Source organism: Mycolicibacterium parafortuitum, assembly GCF_010725485.1.
Lineage (GTDB): Bacteria > Actinomycetota > Actinomycetes > Mycobacteriales > Mycobacteriaceae > Mycobacterium.
In genome coordinates, this window is sequence record NZ_AP022598.1 from 5,086,702 (window position 1) to 5,106,736 (window position 20,035).

Sequence of the window (20,035 nt, forward strand, 5' to 3'; positions counted from 1 at the left end):
ATGTGCCTGGGCATCCCGGGACGGGTCGTCGGCATGGTGGCCGGCTACGGCGACCAGCTCGCATGGGTCGACGTCGCAGGCCGGCAGCGCAAGGTCAACGTCGGCATGCTCCCCGAGGAACGCTTCGCGCCCGGGGACTGGGTGATCATCCACATGGGGTTCGTGGTCGAGAAGACCGACGCCGACGGTGCGGCGGCGGCGCTGGCGGGTCTGGAGCTGATGGGCCGGGGCGGGCCCGACGAGGACGCGCCGTGACCGGCCGGCGGCGGGTGCGCGTCGACGTGCGCGGTGTCGTGCAGGGCGTGGGGTTCCGGCCTTTCGTCTACACCCGCGCCACCGCGCTGGGATTGTCTGGCTCGGTGCGCAACGACAGCACCGGGGCCGTCGTCGAACTGGAGGGCGCCGCCGACGACATCGACGCATTCCTGGCCGGTCTGGGCGAGCATCCCCCACCACTGGCCGTCCTGGATTACGTTGCCGTGCAACATGTTCCGATCACCGGAGGTACCGGCTTCACGATCGCGGGCACGTCGCGCACCAGCGGTGGCCGCACGCTCGCCGCACCGGACGTCGCGATGTGCGCCGACTGTGCCGCCGAACTGCGCGATCCTGCGAACCGTCGCTACCGGCACCCGTTCGTCAATTGCACCAACTGCGGTCCGCGGTTCACCATCATCGCCGCGCTGCCCTACGACCGGTCCTCGACCACCATGGCGGATTTCCCGATGTGCCCCGACTGTGTCCGCGAGTACACCGACCCCGCCGACCGCCGGTTCCACGCCCAGCCGGTCTGCTGCCCGGGCTGCGGACCGACCCTGCGGTACCGCGGCAGCGACGGGCACGAGACGCCCTCGGCGGCCGGGTTGCGTGCGGCGCGGCGACTGTTGCGCGACGGCGGGGTGCTCGCGGTCAAGGGCATCGGCGGGTATCACCTCGCGTGCGACGCGGCCGACCCGGCGGCGGTGGCGGCACTGCGCGCCCGAAAACGCCGCGGCGACAAGCCGTTCGCCGTGATGGTGCCCGATCTGGCCGGCGCGCGCGCCGTCGCCGACGTCGACGACGCGTCCGCGGCGCTGCTGGACAGCCCGGCTCGACCGATCGTGCTGATGCCCAGCCTGTCGGGCGCCCCGGTGGCCGACGCGGTGGCGCCGGGCAACCCCGATCTGGGAGTGCTGCTGGCTTACACCCCGCTGCACACACTGCTGTTCGGGATCGACGGCGACGAGCCAGGCCCGCAGGTTCTGGTGATGACATCGGGCAACCTCGGCGGCGAACCGATCTGCTTCACCGACGATGCGGCGCGGGAACGCCTTTGCGGCCTGGCCGACGGCCTGCTGTGGCACGACCGGGCCATCCTGACCCCGTGTGACGACTCGGTGGTGCGCGCCGACACCCCCGTGCGGCGCTCCCGCGGCTACGCACCGCTGCCGATCGCGCTGCCGGTCGCGGTGCCGCCGACGCTGGCTGTCGGCGCCGACCTGAAGAACACCATGGCCGTCGCCGAGGGCCGGTACGCGTGGCTGAGCCAGCACATCGGCGACATGGACGACCTGGCCACGCTGTCCGCGTTCGACTCCGCGCAGCGGCACCTGGGCCGGCTCACCGCGGTCGAGCCCGAGGTGCTCGTCGCCGACGCGCACCCCCGGTACCGCTCGACGGCGTGGGCGCAGCGCCACGCGGCGGGTCGCCCGGTACGCCTCGTGCAGCACCATCACGCGCACATCGCCGCGGTGATGGCCGAGCACGGCCGCGACGGTTCGACCCCGGTGCTCGGATTCGCCTTCGACGGAACGGGTTACGGACCCGACGGGGCGATCTGGGGAGGCGAGCTCCTGCTGGCCGACTATAAGGGCTACCAGCGGCTGGCCCGGCTGCGCTACGTCCCGCTGGCCGGCGGCGACGTCAGCGTGCGGCGGCCCTACCGGATGGCGCTGGCGCACCTGTGGGCCGCGGGCCTGCCGTGGACGCCCGACCTGGCGCCGGTGCGGGCCTGCCCCGCCGACGAGCAACGGGTGCTGCGTCACCAGCTCGAGACGGGCCTGGGGTGCGCGCCGACATCGAGCATGGGCCGGCTGTTCGACGCGGTGTCAGCGCTGGCCGGGGTGCGCCAAAGCGTCGACCACGAGGCGCAGGCCGCGATCGAGCTCGAAGGACTGGCCCGCGGCAGCGACCCGGGCGGCGACGCGCGGTACCGGTTCGCCGTCGATGATGGAGATCCCACCGCGCTGATCGACCCCGCGCCGGTGCTCGGCGCGGTGGTCGACGACGTCCGCTCCGGGGTGAGCCCGGGCGTGATCGGTGCCCGCTTCCACCGCGCCGTCGCGGCGCTGATCCTCGACCTCGCCACCGCGAACGCCGGCTACACGGTGGCGCTGTCCGGCGGGGTGTTCCAGAACGCCCTGCTGCTGCGCACCACTCGGACCCTGTTGGGCGACCACGGGTTCGAGGTGATCACCCACCGCAGGGTTCCGCCGAACGACGCCGGCATCGCGCTGGGACAACTACTGGTGGGCAACGCCGTCTGAAAGGAGCAGGCCGATGTGTCTTGCGGTACCGGGCAGGATCGTCAGCATCGAGGAACGGGACGGCACGCTGATGTCGGTCGTCGATTTCGGCGGCGTCCGCAAGGACGTGTGTCTGCAGTACCTCCCCGACGCCGAGATCGGCCAGTACGTGGTGGTGCACGTCGGGTTCGCGATCCAGCGGCTCGACGAGGAGTCGGCGACGCGAACGCTGGCCGAGTTCGCCCATCTCGGCGTGCTCTCCGAGGAGTTCGGCGACGGCTTCGAGGCGGCTGCCCGGCAGGCCGGCGTCGCCAACCCGGCACGCAACGGGTCGGAGGTGAGCTCATGAGGTACCTGGACGAGTTCAGCAATCCGGAGCTGGCGAGGCGCTTGATCGACCAGATCAAGTCGGCCGCGACCCGGCGCTGGTCGATCATGGAAGTCTGTGGCGGCCAGACGCATTCGATCATCCGGCACGGCATCGACCAGCTGCTCCCGGACATCGTCGAGATGATCCACGGGCCGGGCTGCCCGGTCTGCGTCACCCCGCTGGAGGTGATCGACAAGGCACTGGAGATCGCGTCCCGCCCCGAGGTGATCTTCTGTTCGTTCGGCGACATGTTGCGGGTGCCGGGCAGCGAGAAGGACCTCTTCCGCGTCAAGAGCGAGGGCGGCGACGTCCGCGTGGTCTACTCGCCGCTGGACGCGCTGACCGTCGCCCGCGAGCACCCGGACAAGCAGGTGGTGTTCTTCGGCATCGGCTTCGAGACCACCGCGCCGGCCAACGCGATGACCGTGTACCAGGCCAGGCGGCTGGGCATCGAGAACTTCTCGCTGCTCGTCTCGCACGTGCTGGTGCCGCCGGCGATCGCGGCGATCATGGAATCCCCGTCGTGTCGCGTGCAGGCGTTCCTGGCCGCCGGCCACGTGTGCACGGTGATGGGCACCGACGAATACCCGCCGCTGTGCCGCAGATACGGCATCCCGATCGTGGTCACCGGGTTCGAACCGCTCGACATCCTCGAAGGCATCCGGCGCACAGTGGTGCAGCTCGAATCCGGCCGCCACGAACTGGAGAACGCCTATCGGCGAGCGGTGCAGGACGACGGTAATCCGGCCGCCAAGGCGATGCTGCTCGACGTGTTCGAGGTGACCGACCGGGCCTGGCGCGGCATCGGGGTGATCCCGGGCAGCGGCTGGCGGCTGTCGCAGGCCTACCGCGACTTCGACGCCGAGCAGCGGTTCGCCGTCACCGACATCCACACCGAGGAGTCCGCGGTGTGTCGCTCGGGCGAGGTGCTGCAGGGTCTGCTCAAACCGCACGAGTGTGCGGCGTTCGGCACCCGGTGCACGCCGCGGAACCCGTTGGGCGCCACCATGGTCTCGTCGGAGGGCGCGTGCGCGGCCTACTACCTGTACCGGCGCCTCGAGGTGACCCATGCCTGATCGACCCATGCCTGAGCCGCGGCCGGCTGTTGATCCGGCCGCGTGGGTATGCCCGGTCGCGCTGCGCGACGCGCCCAACATCGTGATGGGCCACGGAGGCGGCGGCGCGATGTCGGGAGAGCTCATCGAGCACCTGTTCCTGCCCGCGTTCGGGCCGGCGGCCGACGCCGGGCTCGGGGATTCGGCGGTCGTCGACATCGGCGGTGCCCGGCTGGCGTTCTCGACGGACTCCTTCGTCGTCAAACCGATGGTGTTTCCGGGTGGCACCATCGGCGATCTCGCAGTCAACGGGACCGTCAACGACCTCGCGATGGCCGGCGCGGTCCCCAAGGTGCTGTCGACGGCGTTCATCCTCGAGGAGGGCACCCCACTCGACGAACTTGCCCGCCTCGCCCAGGCCGTCGGGACCGCGGCGCTGGCGGCGGGGGTCAAACTGGTCACCGGCGACACCAAGGTCGTCGACTCCGGTCACGGCGACGGCGTGTACATCAACACCGCGGGTATCGGCCTGATCGACGAACGCACCGACATCCGCCCGCAGCGCGCCCGGCCGGGAGACGCGGTCATCGTCAGCGGTGACCTCGGCGTGCACGGGGTGGCCGTGCTGAGCTGCCGCGAAGGACTGGAGTTCGGCACCACGGTGGCCAGCGACACCGCTCCGCTGAACGGCCTGGTGGCCGCGATGATCGCCACCGGGGCCGACCTGCACGCGCTGCGCGACCCGACCCGGGGCGGGCTGGCCGCCACGCTCAACGAGATCGCCAGGGCCGCTGCGGTCGGAGTGTCGATCGACGAACGCGCGCTTCCGATTCCGTCGCAGGTGCGCGATGCGTGCAGCATGCTCGGCCTGGACCCGCTCTATGTCGCCAACGAGGGCAAACTCGTCGCGTTCGTGCCTGCCGAGGACGCCGAGCGGGTGCTCGCCGCGATGCACGCGCACCCACTGGGCGCCCACGCCGCGATGATCGGCAACTGCGTCGGCGATCACCCCGGCATGGTGGTGGCCCGGACGGCGCTGGGCGGCACCCGCGTGGTCGACCTGCCCATCGGCGAGCAGCTGCCCCGGATCTGCTGACGTGCCCCCGACAACCGGACACCCGGCCGGGCGCAGGCACACCGGCCACGCGCTGTTCGCGCGGTTCGCCTACCCGCCCAACGAACTCGGGTACTGCGGGCCGCAGGACACGCAGGCGCTGCTGGGCGGCGGTGACCGGATGGCGGCGGTGGCGCGGGAGTTCGACGGCGCGTGGCCGTACCTGCAGGCGATCGCCGACGCGACGGGCACCGCCGATCCGCTCGACGTCGACGTGGTGCGCAGCTACTGGGTGGGCGGCCCGTCGCTGGACGCGGTGGACGCGGTGACGCTGCTGGCACGGCTCCGGTCGGCGTTCGCCGGGCAGGTGACGGGCCTGCTCGGCGATTTGCCGGCCGCGGCGCCGGCGTCGGCGCACCACAGCTTCCACGTCCTGGTGGTGTACCCATGGGTGCGTTTCCTGGATCGGGACCCGGGCACCGCGCTGGGCGTGCTGCAGAACTGCCGGATCCGTTGGGGCACCGTGGTTTCGGTGGACAGTGAGCATGTGGTGCTGAACAGCCGGCCGCTGGCGCGCCACGACGGCGGCCTGACGCTGGCAGAGCCTGTCGCCGAGCGGGTGCGGTGGCGTCGCGGGGCGACGGCGCTGACCACCGCGCCCGAGGCCGGTGATGTCGTCGCCGCCCACTGGGACTGGGTGTGCGGACCGCTCACCGCCGCGGACACCGCGGCGCTGACGGCGGCGACGCAGGCCACGCTGACGCTGGTGAACGCGACCAGAAACCGATCATGAACTGCGAAAACGGCAGGCAGGACGGTTTCGGTGAGCACCGCCGGGGTACCCGCCCCGGCAGTCGTGGCCGTCCACACGGCGGCCGGTGAGGAGTGAGTCCCATGAACGCGAGCGGATCCCGCGACACCGGGTCAGATCAACCATCCGGCGGACCGACGAACCGGCCCTCTGGCGCGATCGAAGACGCCGAGTCGGTTCCCAGTCACGGCGAACCCGGCCAGCGAGATTTCGAGACAGGCTTCACGACGGACCCGCCGCGTGACGTCGAACCGGAAGTGCCGCCCTACGCCGGGCGCAAGGAATCGGCCGACTCGGGGCCGGACACCGAGCCGAAACACTGACCGAACGCCGGACGGAACTACGCCGGGGCCCCGATCGCGGCATGGCACACCTGTACCGGATCTCCGACCCCGGCCACACCGGCACCGGCCCGCCTGGCCGCCTCCCGGTAAGCCTGCGACCCCAGGACCTCGCGCACCGCGGCCACCAGCGCGTCGGCGGCCAGCGGCCGGACGAGCTGCGCACTACCTTGGCGCACAACGCGGTTGGCGATCTCCCACTGGTCTCCCCCGCCCGGGACGACGACCATCGGCACGCCGGCCAGCAGCGACTTCGCGACGGTGCCGTGCCCGCCGCCGCAGATCAGCAGATCCGCCCGGGCCAGCAGTTCGTCCTGGCGGCCGAGCCCGACGACCGCCCACGGCGGTACCTCGGCGTCGCCGGCGTCGAGCCGGGACACCACCACCCGGGCCCCCTCGGGGAGTGTCCGGCCGGGCACCAGCGCGCTGAGCGCCACCTCCGCCATGCCGTCGGCGCCGGTAGTCGCCGTCGACGGGGCCACCACCACGACCGGACCGTCACCCGGGGGCAATTCCAGCACGTCGGTGGTCGGCTCGAAGTGCAGCGGACCCACCACGACCGCCTCTGCCGGCCAGTCCGGCCGCGGCACCTCCAGCGCCGGCAGCGTGGCGATCAGCCGGCGCAGCGGTCCGGGGTCCTCGGCCGGCAGCCCGATCTCGACGCGGGCGGCGGATCGCTGGCGCAGCCCGGCCCGCCACGACCGGGCGCTCAGCGCGCGCAACACGGCATCACGCACCCGGCCGCGAACTCCGACGCCGGGGGCGAGCCCGCTGCCGATCGGCGGGAGTCCCTTCGACGGGCGATACAACGGGTGGGTGTTGAGCTCCACCCACGGCACCCCGAGCAATTCGGCGGCCAGCCCACCGCACACGGTGATCGAATCCGAGACCACCAGATCCGGCCCGAGATCAGCGATGCGGTCCCGGTTCAGCACGGCCATCCGCGCGGCGCGCCGGTGGATCTTGTCGCCGGCGTCGGTGTCGTCGTCGAACGCGGTCGGATCCAGACCGTCCAGTTCGATCGCGTCGAGGCCCTCGGCGCGCGCCGTGTCCAGCCACCGCGTGCCGGTCAGCAGGGTCGGGACATCCCCGGCGGCCAGGAACTTCAGGCACAGGGCGATCGCCGGAAAGGCGTGGCCCGGATCAGGTCCAGCGACCACGGCGACACGCATGCGGGCTACCCTGCCACAGCCTGCACGGTTAGGCTCGGGCGATATGACCGATGAGGCTTCCGAAGACATCACACAGGCCCCCGCAATCAGGGCCGGCACAGACGCCAAGGAGATCGTTCGCCGGTTCCTGATCGCGCTGGAAGCCGACGACATCGACACCGTGGAATCGCTTGCGGCGCCCGAGCTGGTCTGGCAGAACGTCGGCCTGCCCAGCATCCGCGGCCGCAGCAGGATCGTGCGGCTGCTGCGGCGGGCTCAGGGCAAGTACGGGTTCGCGGTGAAGTTCCACCGCATCGCCGCCGAGGGCGGCACCGTGCTGACCGAGCGCACCGACGCCATCGTCATCGGCCCCCTGCGCCTGCAGTTCTGGGTGTGCGGCGCATTCGAGGTCAACGACGCCGGTCAGATCACGCTGTGGCGGGACTATTTCGACATGCTGGACTTCCTGCTGAAAGCCCCGCTGCGCGCGGTGGTCGGCGTCGCGGTGCCGTCGCTGCGCCCGAAGTTCGGCTGACGCGTCAGGCTCGGCGCAGGTGTCCCAGCTCGTCGAACGCCTGCGCCCAGCCCATCAGCCGGTCGGTGGCCGACTCGAGTTCGTCGCGGTAGCGCCGCTGCGTCATCGGTGAGCTCGACAGCGCGCCGGAGTTGGCTGCCGACACCAATTGCGCTGCCGCCGAGACCATTTCGCCGTACTGGCGGGCGCCCTGCTGAAGCTGCCCGGTGAACGCGGCGATGGTCGGGGTGAGATGGGCCCGCGACTGCGGGGACGCCTTGACGGCGTTCTCCATCGACACCACCTCGATGGAGGTGGCGGCCATGGTGGCGGCGGTCCGTTCCGCGGCGACCCGCAACTCCCCCAGTTCGTGGGCGGGCAACATCGCCCCGCGTTCCATCACCCCGAGCAGGGAGAACAGGCCGCGCTCGGAGGCCTGCAGCGCCGCCATCGGCTCCCGCGCCGCCGAGCCCCACGGCGGTAACCGGTGCGAGACCCGCTGCGGTGGAAGGGGTTCGCGGCGCAACCAGCGGTAGCGCAGGAAGGCCAGCGTGGCCAGGAACGCCGCGCCGACCGCGATCGGCGACGGGATGAACAGCGCCCACACCGGGGTGTCCCACGCCGCCACCAACGCGGTCATCGCGATCCAGAACAGCGCGGACACCGTGAAGAACACCGCAAGCCGCAACGCCCAACGCCGCTTGCGCAACAGTTTGGCGCGCGGATCGGCAGCGGCGCTGAGCCTGTCGGCGAGTACGTTCGACCATTCGGCGGCCGTGTCGACGCCGCGCTGCGTCACGGAGCGCCACATCTGCGGCCTACCGGTCCTGGTACTCACCACTGCCCTGCCTTCCTCATGGCTGCATCGCGGTCACTGCGACAGCGGGTTTTCCGGTGTCGGATCGGCGGCCGGGGTGGCCTGGGTCGGGTTCGGTGCCTGCTGCGGGGATGCGGGCGTCGCGCCGCCGGCGGGCAGCTGCTCGCCACGCATCGACGCGCGGATCTGCTCCAGCCGCGAGTGGCCGGCCATCTGGACGCTGGCCTGCTGGACCTCCATCATCCGGCCCTGCACCGAGTTCTGGGCGAGCTCGGCCTGACCGATGGCGTTGGCGTAGCGGCGTTCGATCTTGTCGCGGACCTCGTCGAGGCTGGGCGTGTTGCCCGGCGCGGCCAGCTCACTCATCGAGCGCAGGGAGTTGCTCACCTGCTCCTGCATCTTGGCCTGCTCGAGCTGGGACAGCAGCTTGGTGCGCTCGGCGATCTTCTGCTGCAGCATCATCGCGTTCTGCTCGACGGCCTTCTTGGCCTGCCCGGCGGCCTGCAGCGCCTGGTCGTGCAGCCCCTTGAGGTCCTCGACGCTCTGCTCGGCGGTGACCAGCTGCGCGGCGAACGCCTCGGCGGCGTTGTTGTACTCGGTGGCCTTGTTGGCGTCGCCGTTGGCGACGGCCTGATCCGCCAGGGTCAGCGCCTGACGCACGTTGACCTGCAGCTTCTCGATGTCGGCGAGCTGACGGTTCAGCCGCATCTCCAGCTGGCGCTGGTTGCCGATCACCTGCGCGGCCTGCTGGGTCAGGGCCTGGTGCTGGCGCTGCGCCTCCTCGATCGCCTGCTGGATCTGCACCTTCGGGTCGGCGTACTCGTCGACCTTGGAGCTGAACAGCGCCATGAGGTACTTCCACGCCTTGGTGAACGGATTGGCCATGACTTCATTCCGCCTTACGTCTGTCGTCTGTACCGGGATCGGGTGTCCGCGGCCTGTGCAAACCCGGCCGCGGCGCGTGAACCCAACTTAACGGGTCGGCGCACCTCGCCACACCCCGCGGCGGCAACTGTCAGGCCACCGCCATGGACGCGACCTGCGGAATGACGACCTTGGTGGACACGTCGATGTTCGGGACGCCGACCGGCACCGCGGCGCGGGACTCCTCGGCCGCGAGTTCGCTGCCGGCCTCGGTGAGCACCCGTGACAACGGGATGTCGAGCGCGGTGCAGATCGCGTTGAGCAGCTCGCTGGAGGCCTCCTTGCGGCCGCGTTCCACCTCGGACAGGTAACCCAGGCTGACCCGCGCGGAATCCGAGACCTCACGCAGGGTGCGCCCCTGCTCCACCCGGGCTCGACGCAGAACGTCGCCGATCACTTCACGCACCAATGCCGCCATCGCGCGTCCTCCTTGCCTCGACTATGTAGAGCAACGCCCGACATCGCCGAGATGGTTCCCGAAAAGGACAGGGATCTTTCGCGTCGGTGGCGCCGGTCACGCCTGCCGTGCGGGGCGCGCCCGCCAGTCCCGGAACGCGGAGACGAAGTAGTCGACGCCGGTCACCACGGTCAGCACGACGGCGACGAGCATGATGACCCAGGCGGTGGTCAGCCAGGCCCCGGACAACGGCATCACGAACAGCCCGATCGCGACCGCCTGCACCAGCGTCTTGAGCTTGCCGCCCCGGCTGGCCGGGATCACGCCGCGACGCAGCACCACCAACCGCAGCACCGTCACCGCGACCTCACGGACCAGGATCAGCACGGTCACCCACCACGGCAGGTCGCCGAGCACCGACAGCCCGACGAGCGCGGACCCGATCAGCGCCTTGTCGGCGATCGGATCGGCCAAGGTGCCGAACTCGGTGACCATCCCGTAGCTGCGGGCCAGCGCGCCGTCGAAGTGGTCGGTGATGACGGCCACCGCGAAGATGATGAACGCCACTGTTCGCCAATAGGTTTCGTGGCCGTCGCCGACGAACAACACGACCAGGAAGACCGGAACCAGCACCATCCGGAACGCGGTCAGCGCATTGGCGACGTTGGCGACGCGGGCACGGGGAACCACAGGATCGGTATGTGGTTGGCCCGGCACCGCCACAGAATACTGGTTGCGGCTGCCGATACTCTTCGGAGCATGAGCGCAGATGCGGAGGCCACCGCCGACGAGTTCGTGGTGCGCCGCGCACGGACCTCGGATGTGCCGGGTATCAAAGCGCTCGTCGACATCTACGCGGGCAGGATCCTGCTGGAGAAGAACCTCGTCACGCTCTACGAGTCCGTCCAGGAGTTCTGGGTGGCCGAATTGGCCGGCGAGGTGATCGGCTGCGGTGCGTTGCACGTGCTGTGGTCGGACCTCGGCGAGGTGCGCACCGTCGCGGTGCATCCGAAGGTGCGCGGCAAGGGTGTGGGGCACGCCGTCGTCGAACGTCTGCTGGAGGTCGCCGCGGAGTTGCGGCTGCAGCGGATCTTCGTGCTCACGTTCGAGGTGGAGTTTTTCGCGCGCCACGGCTTCAAGGAGATCGAGGGCACCCCGGTCACCGCGGAGGTGTACGAGGAGATGTGCCGCTCCTACGACACCGGTGTCGCCGAGTTCCTGGACCTGTCCTACGTCAAACCCAACATCCTCGGCAACACCCGCATGCTGCTGTTGCTGTGAGCCGCCCGGAAAAGACAGCGGTCACCACCGCAACAACACCAGTTCCGCGCTGACGCCGGGCCCGAGCCCGATCACCAGGCCCAGCGATCCCGGCGGCGGCGGCGCGTCGAGCGTGCGTCCCAGGATGTCCAGCACCGACACCGACGACACGTTGCCGATCTCGGCGAGCGAGCGCCGACTCGGCGCGACGGCGGCATCGGCGAGCTTCAGGCTGTTCTGCACGGCGTCGATGACCTTCGGGCCGCCGGGATGGCACACCCACGCGGTGATGTCCTCGACGGTCAGGTCGTGTTCGGCCAGGAATGCGGTCACGGTGCCCGCGAGGTGCCGTTCGACCACATCGGCGAGTTCTGCGGTGAGCACGATCCGGAACCCGTCGGAGGCCAGCCGCCAGCCCAGCATGTCGCCGCTGTCGGGGTAGACCTCGCTGCGCGTGGCGACGATGCGCGGGCCGCGCCCGGCCCCGGCCACCAGCGCGGCCGCGCCGTCGCCGAACAGGCCGGTGACCACCAGGTCGGCCGTGGTGATCCGGGTGGTCGGCCAGCTCAGCGAACACAGTTCGACCGCGACCAACGCGGCGTGGTGATCCGGCCAGGCCAGCAGGTAGTCGTGCAACCGGGCCAGCCCGGCGGCCCCGGCGACGCAGCCCAGCCCGAAGATCGGCAGTCGTTTGACGTCGGGGCGCAACCCCAGCCGCGGGATCAGCCGCGCGTCCAGCGACGGCACCGCCACGCCGGTCACCGAGGTGACGATCAAAAGGTCGAGCTCGTCGGGGGCCAGTCCCGACGCCGCCAGCGCGTCGCGCAGCGAGGTCTCGGCGAGATCGAGCGCGGCGTCGATGTAGCGGTCGTTGGCGGCCGCCGGCGTGCTCACGTCCACGTAATCGCTCAGCGGCAGCACGGTGTGGCGGTGCTCGACACCCGCGGCGGCGTGCAGCCGCTCCAGCGTCGCTTGCTCGGCGGGGCCGATGCCGCAGAGTTCGGCGACCTTGGCGGTCAGTTCGGACTGGGTGTGGCGGTACGGCGGGAACGCCGCACGCACGGCCAGGATCGCGCCGGTGTCAGGCCTGGACATAGCCGACCACCATCAGCAGCACGACGTCGACGGCGGCGATGCCGAACGCGGCGGCGAACGGCACCCGCCCGGAGCCGACCGCGGCCACCACCGCGAGCAGGACCGCGACCACGAGCCCGGCCACCGCGACCGGGTGGAATCCCGACGCGACCAACAGCAGCACCGACGCGGCCAGCAGCAGCACCAGCGCGCTCGCCCGCACCGCGCCGGCACCCCACCGTGCCCCCACCCGCTGCGGCAGCCCGGCCACCCCGGTCGCCCGGTCGGCGGCCAGATCGGGCAGCACGTTGACGAAGTGGCCGCCCAGGCCGACCAGCGCCGCCGCGGCGGTGGCGTACCAGGTCGGCAACGGCTGCCCCGGGAGGGTGCTGGCGGCGTACGCGGGCAGCGGCCCGAACCCGAGCAGGTAGAGCAGCCCGGAGGCCGGTGTGGCCTTGCCGCCCAGGTTGTAGAGCCACCCGGCGCCGATCACGACCACCAGCAGGATCGAGGTGAGCACGCTGACGGCCAGCGCCATCGCGACGGCCGCGGCCAGTGCGGTCAGCGCCGCGGTCCACACCGTCCGCACCCCGATCGCCCCGGTGACCACCGGCTTGTCGGTACGGCCCGCCGCGGCATCGCGTGCGGCATCGAGCGCGTCGTTGGACCACCCGATCGACAACTGGCCGGCCAGCATCGCGGCGACGGCCCAGGCCGGTGCGGCGGCGGACGGCGCGGCGGTCGCGGCGAGCACGGCGACGAGCCCGGTGATCGCCAGCGACGGGCCGGGATGACCCGCGGCGATCAGCGCCCGCACGCGGCGCGCCGGGGCGGGCGTCATTCGTGTGTGGACCGTGATCGTCGGTCTCCCCTCATGACGCCACCGGACGGCAGAAGCAGGTGAAACGCCGCGCGATGGCCAATTGACATGGTAGTTAAATGCGGACGGGAAGGTCAGCGAACGATGAGGCTTTCTCTGCGCGGCGCCAACCCCGCCGAATGGCTCGCCCTGCGTACCGGTCTGGTCCCGACCGCCGCCGCCGAGGCGTGGGGCGGGATGGCACTGTCGGCGGTGCTGATCACCGCCGTGCGCACCGGCATCACCGCCCGCCTGGCCCAGGGGCCCGCGTCTGCCGACGAGCTGGCCGCCGAACTGGGCCTCGATCCCGTGCCGACCCGACTGCTGCTGGACTGCCTGCGTTCGGGCGGTCACGTCAAGGCCCGGTCCGGCCGCTACCGGCTCAGCCGGTCGTCACGGCGCTGGCTGGACCCGGCATCCCGGTTGTCGGTGGCGCAGTACGTGGCGGGCACCTCCGACTACTGGGCATGGTGGTCGGCCCTGGACGAGGTGACGCGCACCGGGCGGCCCGCCGGCCATCACGACGCCCCGCCCGACGACGAATACTGGCACCGCTACATCCACGGCCAGTTCGAGCTCGCGCGACTCAGCGCCGCCGAGGTGGCGGGCAAGCTGCGACTCCCCGCCGGGGCACGATCGCTGCTCGACATCGGCGGCGGCCACGGCTGGTACTCGGCGGCCCTGTGTGAACGCCATCCCGGGCTGACCGCGACCGTGCTCGACCTGCCGGGCAGCGCCCGGGTCGGCCGCGAGATCATCGCCGCCGCAGGTCTGTCCGACCGGGTTTCCCACCGCGACGGGGATGCGACCGTCGACGATCTCGGCAGCGGGTACGACGCGGTGCTGTGCTTCAACCTGCTGCACCACCTGACCGCCGAGCAGACGGTCACGCTGTTCGGCCGGATCCGCGACGCGCTCGCCCCGGGCGGCACGTTCGCCGTGATGGATGCGTTCGCCGAACCGCACCGCCGCACCTCGGCGCAGGCCAACGTGCTGGGCCTGTTCGTCTACCTGAGCTCGGGGGCGCAGGTGCATCCCCCGGCGCAGCTGCACGACTGGCTGCGTGAGGCCGGGTTCGGCGTACCCCGCCGAATCCCGATCCTGCGGATCCCCGGGCAAGCCATGTACGTCATCGAGAAGCCCTAGAAATCCGGCTCGTCGTCGTCGGCATCGGCGCCGTTCGCGTCGCTGCCGCCGCGGATCAGCGCCAACGTGCCGGCCAGCTCGTCGGGTTTGACGAGGACCTCGCGCGCCTTGGACCCCTCCGACGGGCCCACGATGCCGCGGGTCTCCATCAGGTCCATCAGGCGGCCGGCCTTGGCGAAGCCGACGCGCAGCTTGCGCTGCAGCATCGACGTCGAGCCGAACTGCGACGACACCACGAGTTCGACGGCCTGCAGCAGGACGTCCATATCGTCGCCGATGTCGGGGTCGACGTCCTTGCGCTCGCCGGCCTTGACAGCGGTGACGCCCTCGACGAACTCGGGTTCGGCCTGTTCCTTGGTGGCCGTGACGACCGCGTGGATCTCCTCGTCGGTGATGAACGCACCCTGCAGACGCAGCGGCTTGTTCGCGCCCATCGGCAGGAACAGCCCGTCGCCCATGCCGATCAGCTTTTCGGCGCCCGGCTGGTCGAGGATGACGCGGCTGTCGGTCAGCGACGACGTCGCGAACGCCAGCCGCGACGGCACGTTGGTCTTGATCAGACCGGTGACGACGTCGACCGACGGCCGCTGCGTGGCCAGGACGAGGTGGATGCCCGCCGCCCGCGCCTTCTGGGTGATGCGCACGATCGCCTCTTCGACGTCACGCGGGGCGGTCATCATCAGGTCGGCGAGCTCGTCGACGATGGCCAGGATGTACGGATACGGCTTGTACACGCGGTTGCTGCCCAGCGGCGCGGTGATCTCGCCGTTGCGCACCTTCTCGTTGAACACGTCGATGTGGCGCACCCGGGACGCCTGCATGTCCTGGTAGCGCTGTTCCATCTCCTCGACCAGCCAGGACAGCGCGGCGGCGGCCTTCTTCGGCTCGGTGATGATCGGCGTGATCAGGTGCGGGATGCCTTCGTACGGCGTCAGCTCCACCATCTTCGGGTCGATCAGGATCATCCTGACCTCGTCGGGGGTGGCGCGCGCGAGCAGCGAGACCAGCATCGAGTTGACGAAGCTGGACTTACCCGAGCCGGTGGAGCCGGCCACCAGCAGGTGCGGCATCTTGGCCAGGTTGGCCGAGATCATCTCGCCCTCGATGTCCTTGCCGAGGCCGATCACCAGCGGATGGTGGTCCGACCGGGTCACGGGGTCGGTCAGCACGTCGGCCAGGCGCACCATCTCGCGGTCGGTGTTGGGCACCTCGATGCCCACCGCGGACTTGCCCGGGATCGGGGCGAGCATGCGCACGCTCTCGGTGGCCACGGCGTAGGCGATGTTGCGGTGCAGCGCGGTGATCTTCTCGACCTTCACGCCGGGGCCGAGTTCGACCTCGTAGCGGGTGACTGTCGGACCGCGGGTGCAGCCGGTGACGGCGGCGTCGACCTTGAACTGCTGCAACACCGAGGTGATCGCATCGGTCATCGCCTGGTTGGCCGCGGTCAGGCGCTTCGGCGGGTCGCCGGCGACCAACAGGTCCAGCGACGGCAGCACGTAGGACCCCTCGACCACACGGTCGACGACGAGCTTGGCCGCCTCCTCCTTGCGAGGCTTCTTGCGCGGCTTGGCGACCGGGGCCGGGACGGGTGCCTCTTCGGCGTCCTCCTCGTCGAGGGGGTAGTTGTCCATCGGCGTGCCGACGGGGCCCGCGAAGCGGGTGAGCGGAACGGTCGGCTGGGCGGCCGACGGCCATGCCTCGGCCGCGTCATTCGCGTCACCGACGGGCTCGTCGTAGTAGCCGTCGGAGAAGTCGTCAGCGTCGGCCGCGACCTGCTCGTCGTACTCGTCATCGTCGTATTCGTCGTCGTACTCGTCGTCGTAGTCCTGCCAGCGCGTGGCGAACATGTCGCGCACGGTCTCGGGCAACTCGCGGATCGTGGTGCCCGACATCAGCAGCAGGCCGAACAGCACGCCGATGATCAGCAGCGGCGCCGCGATCCACACGGTGAGCCCGTCGGCAATCGGACCGCCGATCACGAATCCGAGGAATCCGCCGGCCTGCCGACGCGCCACCGGGTCCAGCGGCGCGCCGGACCACATGTGCCACAGCCCGAGGACGGGCAGCGCGATCATCGCGAAGCCGAGGATCAGCCGGGGCCGCGCCTCCGGGTGGGGCTCGCTGCGCATCAGCGTGACACCGATGACGGCGAGCACCACCGGTACGAGCACCACGGCGCCGCCGACCAGCATCCGAACCACGGTGTCGATCCATTCACCGACCGGGCGGGCGGCGTCGAACCAGGAGCTGGCGGCGATCACCACGGCCAGTCCGAGCAGCGCCAGCGCGACGCCGTCGCGGCGGTGCCCCGGCTCGAGATCGCGGGCGCGGCCCACCGAGCGGGCGGTGCTGCCCGCACCCTTGGCCAGCATCAGCCAGCCGGCGCGCACTCCCCTGCCGACGGCGTTGCCCGCGGACGCGACCGGCGACGCGGTGCGCCGAGCCGGTTTGCGTCGCGGCGCGGCGGGGCGCGCCGACCTGCCCTTGCCCCGCGCGGGGGTTTTCGACCTGGTCTGACGTGCAGTAGAGCGGGCCGCGGTCTTACTCGCCATGCCGACCAGCCTAGTCGCATCAACCTCAGATGCACCATCTGCCACACTAGTCACAGATTGATCTCAACGCCCTGACCAGCGACCTCCGCCGCCCTGACCAGGCGGGGCGACGCGGTGTGACGGGTGCCACGCCGCCGAAGTAAGGTGGACAGCTGTCCAGCCGAGCTCACGAGGAGTCCGAATGCCGATCGTCGTCGTCGCCACCCTGACCGCCAAGCCCGAGTCCGTCGAGACGGTGCGAAACGCCTGTAAGCAGGCCATCGAGGCGGTCCACGACGAGCCGGGCTGCCAGCTGTATTCGCTGCACGAATCCGAGAACACCTTCGTGTTCGTCGAGCAGTGGGAGGACGCCGACGCGTTGCAGAAGCACAGCGCCGCCCCCGCGGTCTCGACCATGTTCGGCGCGATCGGTGACCACCTCGACGGCGCCCCCGACATCAAGGTGCTGCAGCCGGTCGTCGCCGGCGATCCGGCCAAGGGCCAGCTGAGGGCCTGACGAGCGCTCGCGCGAGGAAGCGAAGAAGATATGCAGATGGGTGAGCTCAGCGGGAAAGTCGCGTTCATCACCGGCGCCGCACGCGGCCAGGGCCGCGCGCACGCCGTCAAGCTCGCCTCCGAGGGCGCCGACATCATCGCGCTCGACCTGTGCGCGCAGATCGACTCGGTGCCCTACCCGCTGGCCACCCCTGAGGACATGGCCGAAACGGTCAAGCTCGTCGAGGAGACCGGCGCGCGCATCGCGACGTATGAGGCCGACGTCCGCGACCGCGACGCGGTCAAGGCCGCCGTCCGTGACGGCACCGAGCGCTTCGGTAACCGGCTCGACATCGTCGTCGCCAACGCCGGCATCGCGCCGATGGCCGCGCCCGACGCGTGGCAGGACGTCATCGACGTGAACCTCACCGGCGTGTACAACACGATCGACGTCGCGATGAAGCCGATGGTGAAGTTCGGCAACGGCGGCGCGATCGTGCTGACCAGTTCGGTCGCGGGGCTGGTCGGCATCGGCGCCCCGGTGGGCGGTTCGGTCGGCTACGCCGCGGCCAAGCACGGCATCGTCGGCATCATGCGGGTGTACGCGAACGTCCTGGCCCAGTTCAACATCCGGGTCAACTCCGTGCACCCGGCCGGGGTGAACACCCCGATGATCGACAACGAGTTCACCCGGTCCTGGCTGGACGGGATGGCCCAGCTGAGCGAGGGCGGCCCCGATATGGGTAACGCGCTGCCGGTGCAGGCGCTCGAACCCGAGGACATCGCCAATGCGGTGTTCTGGCTGGTCTCCGACGCGGCGCGCTACGTCACGGGCGTCACGCTGCCGGTCGACGCCGGGTTCGTCAACAAACGATGACGGCTCGAGACGCCGCCGCCGACACGGCCTTCGGGCCGATGCTGCTGGCGGCGATCGAGCACAACGAACCGCCGCAGCGCCGCCTGGTCGACGACGATCTCGCAGAGTCGTTCCTACCCAGGCGATTTCGTGCGGTCGTCGCACTGACCCGGGTCGGGGCGATCCGGTCGGCGGTCAGCGCGCTGTCGGACCGGTCCGGCCCCGGGTTGTGGGCCGGCATCGCATGCCGTAAGCGCTTCATCGACGAACGGCTCTCGGATCCGCTCACCGACATCGACGCGGTCGTGGTGCTCGGCGCGGGTCTGGACACCCGCGCCTACCGCATCGCCCGACACGGGGACATGCCGGTGTTCGAGGTCGACCGGCAGGTCAACATCGACCGCAAGGTGGCCGCCGTCGAGCGCGCGCTGGGTGCGATCCCGCCGTCGGTGCGCCTGGTGGCCTTCGACTTCGAGAGCGATGCGCTGCTCCCGACGTTGGAGGCACACGGGTACCGCGCCGAGCACCGGACGTTCTTCATATGGGAAGGCGTCACCCAGTACCTGAGCGCCGACGCGGTGCGCGCCACATTGGGCCGGCTCAGCTCCGCCGCACCGGGAAGCAAGCTGGTGTTCACCTACATCCGTCAGGATTTCGTCGACGGCACCGAGCTCTACGGCGCCGAGTCGGTGTACCGCCGGTTCCGCGGCCGCAACCCCGTGTGGAAATCCGGCCTGGTCCCCGAGGCCGTCGCAGAACTGCTCGCCGACCACGGCTGGCGGCTGGTCGAACAGGCCGGACCGAGCTATTACCGCGACACCTACATCCGCCCGACCGGCCGGTCCGTGGCCGCCTCCCCCATCGAATGGACCGTGCTGGCCGAGCGCTGAAATCCTCTCACCAGGAGCGATCCCGCGATCGGCGTAGAATCGCAGGCATCGGACGACCGGCTGAGCCGAGGTTTCCGCTTTGACCGGTTTCGCCCGCGTGAGCAGTCGCAGCGCACACGACAGGGGGACGTAAGCCGCCATGGCAGCCATCCTGGTCGCGGACGACGAGCCCCGCATTTCCTCGTTCGTGCGGAAAGGATTGTCCACCAACGGCTTCTCGGTCACTGTGGTCTCCGACGGGCCCTCGGCGTACGGATATGCGCGCACCGGTGATTTCGACCTGCTGGTGCTCGACATCGGACTCCCCGGAATGGACGGGTTCACGGTGCTGCGCCGCCTGCGCTCCGAGGGCAACCTGGTCCCGGTGGTGGCGTTGACGACGCGGGCGGGCGCGGCCGAGGCGGCCTCGAAGCTCGGCAGCGGTGACGGCCATCTGGCCAAACCGTTCCGGTTCGAGGAGTTGCTCGCCCGCGTGCGCCTGGCACTCGCATCGGGCCGGGCGACCGAGATGGCCACGCTGTCCTACGGCGGCCTGCGGTTGGACCGGCGCACCCGCCGGGCCCATGTCGGGGATTACGCGGTGGACCTGTCCGCGCGCGAGTTCGCGCTGGCCGAGACGTTCCTGCGGCACCCGGGGCAGGTGCTGACGCGCGAGGAGTTGCTGCGCCAGGTGTGGGGCGACGACTACGAACCGGGATCCAATGTGGTGGACGTCTACGTCAGGTACCTGCGCCGCAAGCTCGGCGCGAGCCGGTTCGCGACGCTGCGCGGCATGGGGTACCGGCTGGAAGCCGGACGCTAGCAAATTCTTCAAGATCAATTCGCAGGATTCATCCAGCAATATCCCGGGGAACCTGTGCCATTTACGGAAGCGATCTGTTGCGTATTTATCTGCAAGTGCAATCAAGTGTGCTGACTGTAGGCAATGTAGCCTTACTACCAGCAAGTTCAGAGAATTAAGCTCGTCTATAAATTCGCTGTAT

The 20,035-nt window shown here is 70.5% G+C and carries 21 protein-coding genes; 13 read left to right on the top strand and 8 right to left on the bottom strand.

Features of this window, described 5'->3' with window-relative positions; all coding sequences use genetic code 11:
- Genes NTM_RS23990 through NTM_RS24015 form a run of 6 tightly spaced genes read left to right on the top strand, consistent with a single transcriptional unit; the run spans nucleotide 1 to nucleotide 5,776 of the window.
- Nucleotides 1–255: a HypC/HybG/HupF family hydrogenase formation chaperone gene (locus tag NTM_RS23990; protein ID WP_104861387.1), complete on the top strand. Its 255-nt coding sequence runs from the start codon at nucleotides 1–3 to the stop codon at nucleotides 253–255.
- Nucleotides 252–2,525 carry a carbamoyltransferase HypF gene (hypF, locus tag NTM_RS23995; RefSeq protein WP_163768470.1) on the top strand — a complete coding sequence of 758 codons (2,274 nt, stop codon included), beginning with the start codon at nucleotides 252–254 and terminating at the stop codon, nucleotides 2,523–2,525. Before NTM_RS23990 ends, hypF begins: the two co-directional genes overlap by 4 nt.
- A gap of 13 nt (nucleotides 2,526–2,538) precedes the next feature.
- Entirely contained in the window at nucleotides 2,539–2,853 is a 315-nt protein-coding gene (locus NTM_RS24000; protein ID WP_104861385.1) for a HypC/HybG/HupF family hydrogenase formation chaperone, read from the top strand.
- Complete coding sequence (hypD, locus tag NTM_RS24005) at nucleotides 2,850–3,950, top strand: hydrogenase formation protein HypD (RefSeq protein WP_163768473.1); 1,101 nt, start codon at nucleotides 2,850–2,852, stop codon at nucleotides 3,948–3,950. Before NTM_RS24000 ends, hypD begins: the two co-directional genes overlap by 4 nt.
- Before the next feature lie 7 nt (nucleotides 3,951–3,957).
- Nucleotides 3,958–5,025: a hydrogenase expression/formation protein HypE gene (gene hypE / locus NTM_RS24010; protein WP_163769606.1), complete on the top strand. Its 1,068-nt coding sequence runs from the start codon at nucleotides 3,958–3,960 to the stop codon at nucleotides 5,023–5,025.
- Between the two features lies 1 nt (nucleotide 5,026).
- Nucleotides 5,027–5,776: a DUF6390 family protein gene (locus NTM_RS24015; protein ID WP_163768475.1), complete on the top strand. Its 750-nt coding sequence runs from the start codon at nucleotides 5,027–5,029 to the stop codon at nucleotides 5,774–5,776.
- A 358-nt stretch (nucleotides 5,777–6,134) separates the two neighbouring features.
- On the opposite strand, the gene NTM_RS24020 is transcribed toward NTM_RS24015, so the two are convergent.
- Complete coding sequence (locus NTM_RS24020) at nucleotides 6,135–7,307, bottom strand: glycosyltransferase (protein WP_163768509.1); 1,173 nt, start codon at nucleotides 7,305–7,307, stop codon at nucleotides 6,135–6,137.
- 43 nt (nucleotides 7,308–7,350) lie between these two features.
- Between NTM_RS24020 and NTM_RS24025 the strand changes: the two genes are divergently transcribed.
- Nucleotides 7,351–7,821 (top strand): limonene-1,2-epoxide hydrolase family protein, encoded by a 471-nt coding sequence (locus NTM_RS24025; RefSeq protein WP_104861379.1) that lies wholly within the window; start codon nucleotides 7,351–7,353, stop codon nucleotides 7,819–7,821.
- Between the two features lie 4 nt (nucleotides 7,822–7,825).
- On the opposite strand, the gene pspM is transcribed toward NTM_RS24025, so the two are convergent.
- The 4 genes from pspM to pgsA all read right to left on the bottom strand — a co-directional run bounded on the left by pspM (nucleotide 7,826) and on the right by pgsA (nucleotide 10,655).
- Nucleotides 7,826–8,638: a phage shock envelope stress response protein PspM gene (pspM, locus tag NTM_RS24030; protein WP_179963985.1), complete on the bottom strand. Its 813-nt coding sequence runs from the start codon at nucleotides 8,636–8,638 to the stop codon at nucleotides 7,826–7,828.
- Nucleotides 8,639–8,671: 33 nt separating this feature from the next.
- A complete protein-coding gene (gene pspA / locus NTM_RS24035; RefSeq protein WP_163768515.1) occupies nucleotides 8,672–9,502 on the bottom strand; it encodes a phage shock protein PspA in 831 nt (276 codons plus the stop codon).
- A 130-nt stretch (nucleotides 9,503–9,632) separates the two neighbouring features.
- Nucleotides 9,633–9,959, bottom strand: coding sequence for a transcriptional regulator ClgR (gene clgR, locus NTM_RS24040; protein WP_104861376.1), 327 nt, complete (start codon nucleotides 9,957–9,959; stop codon nucleotides 9,633–9,635).
- A 96-nt stretch (nucleotides 9,960–10,055) separates the two neighbouring features.
- The gene (gene pgsA, locus NTM_RS24045; RefSeq protein WP_104861573.1) at nucleotides 10,056–10,655 is read right to left on the bottom strand and encodes a CDP-diacylglycerol--glycerol-3-phosphate 3-phosphatidyltransferase; all 600 of its coding nucleotides are present in this window, start codon (nucleotides 10,653–10,655) and stop codon (nucleotides 10,056–10,058) included.
- Nucleotides 10,656–10,697: 42 nt separating this feature from the next.
- On the opposite strand from pgsA, the gene NTM_RS24050 reads away from it, so the two are divergent.
- The gene (locus NTM_RS24050; protein WP_163768518.1) at nucleotides 10,698–11,219 is read left to right on the top strand and encodes an amino-acid N-acetyltransferase; all 522 of its coding nucleotides are present in this window, start codon (nucleotides 10,698–10,700) and stop codon (nucleotides 11,217–11,219) included.
- A 21-nt stretch (nucleotides 11,220–11,240) separates the two neighbouring features.
- Here NTM_RS24050 and NTM_RS24055 read toward each other — a convergent pair whose 3' ends face one another.
- Together NTM_RS24055 and NTM_RS24060 are read right to left on the bottom strand one after the other, a co-directional pair.
- Nucleotides 11,241–12,293, bottom strand: a complete 1,053-nt coding sequence (locus tag NTM_RS24055; RefSeq protein WP_163768521.1) for a type III polyketide synthase — start codon at nucleotides 12,291–12,293, stop codon at nucleotides 11,241–11,243.
- Complete coding sequence (locus tag NTM_RS24060; RefSeq protein WP_104861374.1) at nucleotides 12,280–13,113, bottom strand: UbiA family prenyltransferase; 834 nt, start codon at nucleotides 13,111–13,113, stop codon at nucleotides 12,280–12,282. Before NTM_RS24060 ends, NTM_RS24055 begins: the two co-directional genes overlap by 14 nt.
- Nucleotides 13,114–13,236: 123 nt before the next feature.
- On the opposite strand from NTM_RS24060, the gene NTM_RS24065 reads away from it, so the two are divergent.
- Nucleotides 13,237–14,277, top strand: coding sequence for a class I SAM-dependent methyltransferase (locus tag NTM_RS24065; protein WP_163768523.1), 1,041 nt, complete (start codon nucleotides 13,237–13,239; stop codon nucleotides 14,275–14,277).
- Here the strand turns inward: NTM_RS24065 and NTM_RS24070 are convergent.
- On the bottom strand, nucleotides 14,274–16,832 hold the full coding sequence (locus NTM_RS24070) for an FtsK/SpoIIIE family DNA translocase (protein ID WP_179963986.1): 2,559 nt from the start codon (nucleotides 16,830–16,832) through the stop codon (nucleotides 14,274–14,276). The two genes, NTM_RS24065 and NTM_RS24070, sit on opposite strands and share 4 nt — an antisense overlap.
- Before the next feature lie 181 nt (nucleotides 16,833–17,013).
- Between NTM_RS24070 and NTM_RS24075 the strand changes: the two genes are divergently transcribed.
- From NTM_RS24075 to NTM_RS24090, 4 genes are all read left to right on the top strand, one after another.
- On the top strand, nucleotides 17,014–17,328 hold the full coding sequence (locus NTM_RS24075) for a putative quinol monooxygenase (RefSeq protein WP_104861371.1): 315 nt from the start codon (nucleotides 17,014–17,016) through the stop codon (nucleotides 17,326–17,328).
- 36 nt (nucleotides 17,329–17,364) lie between these two features.
- Nucleotides 17,365–18,183, top strand: a complete 819-nt coding sequence (locus tag NTM_RS24080) for a mycofactocin-coupled SDR family oxidoreductase (protein WP_104861571.1) — start codon at nucleotides 17,365–17,367, stop codon at nucleotides 18,181–18,183.
- On the top strand, nucleotides 18,180–19,052 hold the full coding sequence (locus NTM_RS24085; RefSeq protein ID WP_163768528.1) for an SAM-dependent methyltransferase: 873 nt from the start codon (nucleotides 18,180–18,182) through the stop codon (nucleotides 19,050–19,052). The genes NTM_RS24080 and NTM_RS24085 overlap by 4 nt, the downstream gene beginning before the upstream one ends.
- 139 nt (nucleotides 19,053–19,191) lie before the next feature.
- Nucleotides 19,192–19,854 carry a response regulator transcription factor gene (locus tag NTM_RS24090; protein ID WP_104861369.1) on the top strand — a complete coding sequence of 221 codons (663 nt, stop codon included), beginning with the start codon at nucleotides 19,192–19,194 and terminating at the stop codon, nucleotides 19,852–19,854.
- Nucleotides 19,855–20,035 lie beyond the last annotated feature (181 nt).

Coding starts and splice junctions, on each gene's coding strand:
- NTM_RS23990 (WP_104861387.1), top strand. CDS start 1: ATGTGCCTGGGCATCCCGGGACGGGTCGTCGGCATGGTGGCCGGCTAC.
- NTM_RS24000 (WP_104861385.1), top strand. CDS start 2,539: ATGTGTCTTGCGGTACCGGGCAGGATCGTCAGCATCGAGGAACGGGAC.
- hypD (WP_163768473.1), top strand. CDS start 2,850: ATGAGGTACCTGGACGAGTTCAGCAATCCGGAGCTGGCGAGGCGCTTG.
- hypE (WP_163769606.1), top strand. CDS start 3,958: ATGCCTGAGCCGCGGCCGGCTGTTGATCCGGCCGCGTGGGTATGCCCG.
- NTM_RS24020 (WP_163768509.1), bottom strand. CDS start 7,307: ATGCGTGTCGCCGTGGTCGCTGGACCTGATCCGGGCCACGCCTTTCCG.
- NTM_RS24025 (WP_104861379.1), top strand. CDS start 7,351: ATGACCGATGAGGCTTCCGAAGACATCACACAGGCCCCCGCAATCAGG.
- pspA (WP_163768515.1), bottom strand. CDS start 9,502: ATGGCCAATCCGTTCACCAAGGCGTGGAAGTACCTCATGGCGCTGTTC.
- clgR (WP_104861376.1), bottom strand. CDS start 9,959: ATGGCGGCATTGGTGCGTGAAGTGATCGGCGACGTTCTGCGTCGAGCC.
- NTM_RS24050 (WP_163768518.1), top strand. CDS start 10,698: ATGAGCGCAGATGCGGAGGCCACCGCCGACGAGTTCGTGGTGCGCCGC.
- NTM_RS24055 (WP_163768521.1), bottom strand. CDS start 12,293: ATGTCCAGGCCTGACACCGGCGCGATCCTGGCCGTGCGTGCGGCGTTC.
- NTM_RS24060 (WP_104861374.1), bottom strand. CDS start 13,113: ATGACGCCCGCCCCGGCGCGCCGCGTGCGGGCGCTGATCGCCGCGGGT.
- NTM_RS24065 (WP_163768523.1), top strand. CDS start 13,237: ATGAGGCTTTCTCTGCGCGGCGCCAACCCCGCCGAATGGCTCGCCCTG.
- NTM_RS24070 (WP_179963986.1), bottom strand. CDS start 16,832: ATGGCGAGTAAGACCGCGGCCCGCTCTACTGCACGTCAGACCAGGTCG.
- NTM_RS24075 (WP_104861371.1), top strand. CDS start 17,014: ATGCCGATCGTCGTCGTCGCCACCCTGACCGCCAAGCCCGAGTCCGTC.
- NTM_RS24080 (WP_104861571.1), top strand. CDS start 17,365: ATGGGTGAGCTCAGCGGGAAAGTCGCGTTCATCACCGGCGCCGCACGC.
- NTM_RS24085 (WP_163768528.1), top strand. CDS start 18,180: ATGACGGCTCGAGACGCCGCCGCCGACACGGCCTTCGGGCCGATGCTG.
- NTM_RS24090 (WP_104861369.1), top strand. CDS start 19,192: ATGGCAGCCATCCTGGTCGCGGACGACGAGCCCCGCATTTCCTCGTTC.